Annotated in this window: 5 protein-coding genes and 1 pseudogene; 4 read left to right on the forward strand and 2 right to left on the reverse strand. The window is 47.9% G+C overall.

The annotated features are described in order from the left end of the window. The first annotated feature begins 451 nt into the window (after window positions 1-451). From KHQ28_RS10125 to KHQ28_RS10140, 4 genes are read left to right on the forward strand one after another with little or no spacing between them, the layout of a single operon-like run. Entirely contained in the window at window positions 452-1447 is a 996-nt protein-coding gene (locus KHQ28_RS10125) for a restriction endonuclease (RefSeq protein ID WP_000996055.1), read from the forward strand. Then, entirely contained in the window at window positions 1444-2532 is a 1089-nt protein-coding gene (locus KHQ28_RS10130; RefSeq protein WP_000127329.1) for an ABC-three component system protein, read from the forward strand. The genes KHQ28_RS10125 and KHQ28_RS10130 overlap by 4 nt, the downstream gene beginning before the upstream one ends. After that, complete coding sequence (locus KHQ28_RS10135; RefSeq protein WP_000076577.1) at window positions 2529-3023, forward strand: ABC-three component system middle component 2; 495 nt, start codon at window positions 2529-2531, stop codon at window positions 3021-3023. Before KHQ28_RS10130 ends, KHQ28_RS10135 begins: the two co-directional genes overlap by 4 nt. Continuing rightward, a complete protein-coding gene (locus KHQ28_RS10140; protein ID WP_000214431.1) occupies window positions 3020-4900 on the forward strand; it encodes an ATP-binding protein in 1881 nt (626 codons plus the stop codon). The genes KHQ28_RS10135 and KHQ28_RS10140 overlap by 4 nt, the downstream gene beginning before the upstream one ends. Before the next feature lie 283 nt (window positions 4901-5183). Here the strand turns inward: KHQ28_RS10140 and KHQ28_RS10145 are convergent, their stop codons facing one another. Together KHQ28_RS10145 and KHQ28_RS29185 are read right to left on the reverse strand one after the other, a co-directional pair. Continuing rightward, entirely contained in the window at window positions 5184-6203 is a 1020-nt protein-coding gene (locus KHQ28_RS10145; RefSeq protein WP_001119745.1) for a DUF4917 family protein, read from the reverse strand. Window positions 6204-6425: 222 nt separating this feature from the next. Beyond that, window positions 6426-6497 (reverse strand): annotated as a pseudogene (locus KHQ28_RS29185) (hypothetical protein); the annotation flags it as partial. Window positions 6498-7677 lie beyond the last annotated feature (1180 nt).

The following is a 7677-nucleotide window of genomic DNA, read 5'->3' on the forward strand; positions in this document are numbered from 1 at the left end:
TTATGTACGATTGACGTACATCCTCAAAACCCTTACCGTTGAGTAATAGCCTGTCCTTTTTGTGGCATAATATGACCGCAGCTGCCCGTCACCCAAATGAAGTTCTCACACAATGGCATGATGCTGGTGGTGTGTTAACGATTGAGCTAGCGCGCCAACTTGGTGTCCCAGCCAATGGAACACCCAGATCATCATCGGCAAACGCAGTATTACCAGCGACTAAGCACTACGGCTTGCTCATTGGTTCAGCGATTACTCGCAGTTCTGGATGCACTTGTAGGCACTGTACGATTTGGAGTTTGTCGAAACTGAATCAGGAATGGCTATCAGATCGCTCCCTACTGGCCTAACTGTTTACTATTGTAAGATTAACAAGCATACGAAGCCTGAATTGGGAAGATTTATGACGGAAGGGCTTACATTGATGAGTGTATTTGGAGGGAAGTAGCGCATGAATGATGCACCTTCAGACATCATATTTCACTATCCACCGGAGCTGTTCAATCTCCTGGTGGATGTTGTGCCGTTGCTCAATCGCTCTAAGCAGGATGTGCTGGTTTTCTTCCGGGGCGCAGGAGTACCTGACAACATAACTTCTGACATTGCAGTTCACTTGAGGGCTGCACCAAAGGATGTCAACAAGTACCAGATGGTTCGCACGGTACTTGAACGCCTCAACGCGAAGGGGGAACACGCTCTCCGTGAACGGCGCGAGGTGCTGCGGCGCGTGGTGGACTTTGCGAACTTTGATTCGTGCTGGCCCGCAGACCAACTTAAGGCCAAAGGTCTTGTCGCCAGTATCCGCGAAGTCGTCAACCAAAAAGACGCTTTCACGCGCATGAACAATGCCCGCGAAGAAGAACGGCAAACCCGCCTCGCTGAGTCACAGCGGATCGCAGCAGAAAAACGTGATCGTAGTTATAGAATCGAGAATGCCAAGCAGGGTTTATATAAATTATTTGGCACTACTGCGACTGCACAGGAAAGAGGAAAATTGCTGGAGACGGCTCTCAACAATCTTTTTCAAGCCTACGGTGTTCTCATTCGTAAATCCTTTCATTTGGTTGGTGAGGCTGGTGAAGGGATCGTCGAGCAGATTGATGGGATCATTGAACTCAGTGGTGTTCTGTATTTCGTTGAAATGAAATGGTATCGCAATCCGGTGGGTAAGCCTGAGATTTCAGAGCATCTTGTTCGCCTCATGTCGCGTGCCGAGGTTCGAGGTATCTTCATTTCTGCCAGTGACTATACAGAACCAGCCATTCTTACGGCACGTGAATTTCTGCAACACAAAGTTGTAGTCCTATCCACGCTTCATGAGATCGTCCGTCTGCTTGAGCAGCAAGACGACCTTTCAGAGTTCTTCACAAAGAAAGTCCAGGCTGCGCAGATACACAAAAACCCGTATTTCTGCCCACACGATAGCCAAGCACAAGGTGCGTTATGACTGCGAGTTGGATGGACATCAATAAGCCGCCGAGCCCAGCAACCGCTGTTACGGCAGCTCAGGTGGCGAACGGCCCCATTTTTCCACCGCAGCAAAGACTACTGACCTACTCACCAGACGAGTGGGAGGGATTCGTCGAGGAATGGGCTTATTACTGCCTCACGACGAAGTATGAACACGTCCTGCGTTTCTCTGGTGCTGGTGATATGGGTATTGATGTCGCCGGGTTCGTTGGTGATGAACGCCTGCTGGGGGTTTGGGACAATTTCCAATGCAAGCACTACGGCAATGCCATCAGGCCTAGTGATGTTTGGGTTGAGTTCGGGAAGATCATCTGGTACTCGTACAAAGGTGAATATACGGTCCCTCGTCGCTACTACTTTGTTTCGCCACGAGGTGCTGGTACGTCGCTTAGCCGCCTATTTTCGAATGACACGAAGTTGCGTGAGGAATTGTTAGCTAACTGGGATAAGCATGTGAAAAATGCAATCACTAGCACACAAGAAGTGTTACTCGACGCGAAGCTTCGTGCCTATGTAGACTCATTCGATTTTACCATCTTCGACGCCAAGACTGCGCTTCAGCTTGTTGACGATCACAGAGCCACACCGGTTCACACAGCGCGCTTTGGTGGTGGACTACCAACGCGGCCTGCATCTGAAAAGCCGCCCCAAGAAGTTGCCGCCACCGAGAGCCGCTATGTGACGCAGTTGTTCGGCGCATACAGCGAACACACAGGAACAATAGTGACTGACCCTTCGGCCTTGCCCTTGCCGAAACTCAAGGATCATTTCCGTCGCCAGCGCGAGGCGTTCTATGAGGCTGAGTCACTGCGCGTCTTCGCACGTGATAGTGTCCCGCCAGGCACGTTCGAAGCTTTGCTGGATGACATTCATGATGGCGTTATTGATACACATGACGGGAACCATGCTGACGGCTACGAAAAGGTCTGCGCTGTCACCAAGGCTGCCCGCGACATGCAAATTACGGCAAACGCCCTCATCATTTGTACTAACCCCAAGGATAGAGACGGAATCTGCCACCAACTTGTGAACGAAGAGCGCCTTCGGTGGACACGATCATGAGCCAAGAACATAAGCCAATTACCTTCAATAGCCCACTTGAGGCGGGTATACGTGCGGTCTCGATTCTGGGTGCTGCCTATCCGCAAACCTACGACCTCCAGCGGCTTGTGGCCTTTGACTACCTTCTTGTTCACACGGGCGATATTGGTGGACCAGACAATTTGCACCCACCGACGCCAATGCGCTCTGCTGAATTGCTCGTGCGCCGCAAGTTAGTTGAGCAATCACTGCTTCTGATGATGACCCGTGACCTAGTTGAGCGCGAAGTCACATCCGAGGGAATCAAGTACGGCGCGGGTGAAAATGCTGCAACGTTCCTGTCATCAGTATCTTCCAACTATTTGCTGTCCCTGAAGGATCGCGCTGTATGGCTTGTCGAAACTATTGGTGATCTGACGGATGAACAGTTCAAAGCCATGATGCGCCGTTTCTTCGATAAATGGGTCGAACAGTTTCAGAGCATTGAGCAAAGCTTAGGAGGTGATGCATGACGACAGTAACTCCCGGCTTACGCTTGCGCTTTCTCGGTTTTTTTGGGCCACAAAAGCCACCCGCTACAGTGACCTTCGGTACTGGCCTCAATGTCATTTACGGCGCATCAAACACTGGAAAATCTTTCATTGTCGAAGCCATCGACTTCATGCTCGGTGGAAAGCCGCCTCTGCGTGATATCCCTGAGCGCGTTGGCTACGACCTTGTTCTATTGGGGCTTGAAACCCTTGATGGGAAGTCATTTACACTCTGGCGCAGCATAGATGGCGGTGGTTTTCGGCTCTACGAAGACTTGCACCAGACGCCACCAACAAACGAAATTCCGTATACGCAGCTTGACGAAAAACACAGCGATAAGAACAATACGAACCTTTCATCATTCTTGCTGGATCTATGTAGCCTTGGTGGAAAGCGTGTTCGCAAAAATTCCCGGAACGAAACCCTCAGTTTAAGCTTTCGCAACATTGCGCGTTTGATGATCGTCGATGAGACGGAGATCACACAACAAAGCTCACCGCTTATTGATGGCAATCCCACCGCCAACACGCCGAACTTGGCCACATTCAAGTTACTTTTAACCGGAGCAGACGACTCCGCATTGGTCGCCACCAGTAATAAGAGTGAGCCGGAAGAGTTATCGCGCAAGGCACAATTGCGTCTTCTCGATCAGCTTCTTGAAGACTATGGTGACCGGCTCAAGGAGTTGACAAAGAGTCCTAAGGAACTCAAGGAGCAGCTAGAGAAGATTAACACCTCACTTCGTCAACAGGCGGCCCAGGTAAACACCACCGAAGATGAGTTTCAGGAGGCTGCCGGGAAGCGACGAGAATTACGCAAAAAACTGGAAGAAAGCCGAGAGCGACGTGCAGAGGTAAGTGCGATGCTTGAGCGATTCAGGCTGCTTGATAGACACTACTTGTCCGATATTGAAAGGCTACGTGCCATTGAAGAAGGCGGGACGCTCTTTAGCGTACTGAGTGCCGGGCATTGTCCTCTTTGCGGAGCGGCCCCCGATCATCATCCCCCCGATACTGGGTGTAATGGAGATACTGATGCCGTCGTTCAGGCTGCACGTGTGGAGATTGCCAAGATCGAAGTTTTGCGCACGGAACTTGTAGCTACCGTCCAAAGCCTTGAGCGCGAAGGCGCCAACTTTGATCGCAGAATACCCACTGTTGTTCGAGAATTAGAGTCGATTTCGGAGTCAGTTGAAGAATTCCTCGCTCCCAAGCTCTCGACCCTTCGCAAGTCCTATTCAGACTTTGCCGACAAGCGGGCCGAGGTACGCGAAGCGCTGGCACTCTATGCCACTGTTCAAGACATGGAGCGCCGTCGGGCTGATCTTGAGAAGGGCACTGAGGACGAGAAGGCTGGGGTGGTTACTAACGCAGATCTCTCAAGCACTGTGGCCCATAGTTTTGCTAAGACTGTTGAAGGCATACTGACTGGTTGGCACTTCCCAGAGGTTGGGGATGTGTACTTCGATTCCAAGTCTCGAGATCTTGTAATTGCTGGAAAGTCGCGTAGTGCTTTTGGTAAGGGCCTTCGCGCCATTACGCATGCAGCTTTCACCCTCGGGCTGCTTGCTTTCTGCCGTGAGCGCCACACACCACACACGGGATTCGTTGTACTCGATTCTCCATTGCTGGCATACAGAGAGCCAGATGGAACAGAATATGATTTGACCGGTACTGACCTTAAAGATCAGTTTTACGCGTACCTTGAAGCGCTGCCTGAGGACACCCAAGTCATCGTTGTTGAGAACACCGACCCGCCTGATGCAATCATGAAGCGTGAGCAGTCTCTTATGTTTGGCAAGAATCCGCATCATGGCCGTTACGGTTTGTTCCCTTTTATAGCCGACCCTGCACAATAAATGTGTATACAAATGGGAAGTCACCAATGACTTGGTGACGATCCAGCGTTTTTTATCGAATAGTATATGTACCTCCCCTTCGCGGGTCTGGTTGCTCCAGATTTGCTATTCGCTTATCCCTGACAGGCTTAGCCAGTTTTCCGTATCCTGACACCTCCGGCCCGACGTCAGATTGCCCACGGGGTGGCTTTAAAAAAACTGGGCGATGTTGTGATTCGCCGCGCCCAGTTTCAATCTCCGTAGCTGTCCTCGCTCAGGCAACCACGTTAATCCCGCGAGTTGTCTAAAATCGGGGCAAAATTGGCTGCACCGGATGAACCCAACATCCAGGACTTTCACTGTCAAAAAAATCAACACGAACAGGCCCTAGATCGTCCTGAATAACCTGATACGCATGGTTGCAATAGACCTGATTCCAGCGATAAACGGAAACCGCTACACGTTGGATGCCGGTTCCGCGCATCCGCTTCAGAATATGACGGTCATGTTCTCCAAGCCCCCAACCAAGTATCGTTAAGGAGGGTCGCTGCGACGTAAGTACCTCCCGGTACACGGTGGACAGATAGTAGCTATTCTGGATAGAAGATACTTTCTGCTGCATCGTTCCTTCGCTAACAAACAGCGGCACCGCTTGCTCGCTGCGCCACTCTTCAAGAATTGCCTCAAGCAAGCCTTCTCCAGCGTTGTGGATCTTGAACTCCTGCTCCACAACATTTCTGCACAGGGCCAAGCTTCCATGCGGGTAGAAAACCAAGGTGTTAGTACGCTCTCTAAAAGTATCACGAAATCTCCACCAAGCATCGTCGAAGATGCCGTTCCACAAGAAACAATCCTTGAATAAATGACCATCTTGGATGTCGAATCCATAGGTCATCGTCCAGTAGATCAACAAGTCGTAATTCAACGATAAAACGGTATCGAACCCTTTGAGGAACTGGTACATATTAGGCAATTTATCGCTAACTTGCTCATATTCAGGGTGTATATCACGAACGGCCTGAATCAAACAATTTCTGACATTCAGGTAGGCTTGATGTGTGCGATTGTCTGGTATTTGAAGTGATCTGTTTACGTTGGATGCCTGCCAAACTAGCCGAAGAATCATCTCGAAATCGGATGTTCTGAAAAATTGGAAGAGTCGATTCATATCATGTGTAAGCAGACCTGCCCTGTGGGCGTAAGCCAGTAGAGAACCGTAGTCAAGGACCGGTGAAACAGCAATGCTTGCACCATTACCCAACAATATCGTATTCCGATGATAGTTAGGTGCAATTTGAGCCCAAGGCATAATAGCGTGTGGCATATCTTATTCTCTCTTTTTCCTTGGCAGTTTATTATGAAATAGCACTGATAAGCCATTTTCCACAATTTCTTAAGGATAAATCTTTTTGGTCGAGTTTAAGGCCTTTCTGTACATGTCGGCGCGGTACGCCACCGACGTAATGGACTTGCCTCATATCCGAATGCATCATACCGCCACATAATGTTTTTGGTTCTGTCCCGGCGTCGTAATACGCTTCTGTTATCCTTTGCGCATCCAGTCCACGCCAATTTTCGGATTCAGATCGATATCGGCTTCATCCAGATAAAATACCGGCTGGTCCGTCCGCCTCTGGGCTACAGCCTATTAGATGGGGAGCCACTTTTCCTCATAATGCAGATGTTGGATTTTAAGTGTTGGCGAAGCTCTGGGCCAGATCATTCTGCCCGTCTCAAGCATCTATGTAATGTAGCGGGATGCAGTGACACGTTAAAGAGTCGGTTATCGACCTCTATGTCCACAACGTGAAGGGCTGGCAATAAAACCAATATTTTTATGAGAGCTGGTGCTGTATGCGCTGATATACTCGATTACATTGAGGTCTTCTACAACCTGGAACGGCACCACAGCCATCTAAGCCATTTCATCCCGAAGGACTTCGAACAGGTCCAGTTATGAGGGCAGGAAATATCTACTATCGTGGGGTCAATCCACGATTTACCAGAAGCTGATATGGAAAATGGAAAGCATACAGGAGAAAAAATCTGCCTCTGTATAGCTGGACATGGAGCCCCTTGCTCCGCTGTGGTGAAATAGGTTGTGGTAGGATCTAGAGGCGTTAGTTCATATCTAAGATGTTAGCCTGCTTTTAACGACAAACAGGAGTAATATCATAGAGCGATTGGTTATTAGAAACATACACCGCCATCATTAAAAGTTATTTTTGGATTAACATCGTAATTCGACCATATTTAATAATACCTCAATGATACGGAGCCCCCAAAAATTTACTATAGTAAATTCAAAATGGTCTTATAGTTTTGTTCATCCTTTATAGATAATAATAAAAAACTCTTCACTTTGAAGTTTTGCTTTTTTTAGTAATTATGTAGAACAAACACAAAGATACTATCGGTGTTATATATACAATCAAATATATATTAAAAATTTGGTTGAAATCATTAGCGATAACATGGTACAATAAGAAAATTAATTATTATATTCATGGCCATTAACAATAAGGTCTATGGGCGGTAGCGTACTTATATAAAAATTAGTTGTTATATCTATTACCAACGTAAAATCTCTCCCTCTCTTGCTAATAAGACTTATTTATAACAGAGGGGGTTCTATTCACCTATTAACTGAATTATTTTTTCAAAAATCAATTAAGTTAATACTTATACACATATGCATGATAATACCGCAGGTATATTACTTATGGGAATAAAAAGTATACGGATTAAAAACATACTCTCCTTTGATGACGTATATATTGATAGCTTTGAAGATTTTA

This window comes from Klebsiella sp. 28, from assembly GCF_018223905.1.
Classification (GTDB): Bacteria; Pseudomonadota; Gammaproteobacteria; order Enterobacterales; family Enterobacteriaceae; genus Klebsiella; species Klebsiella pneumoniae.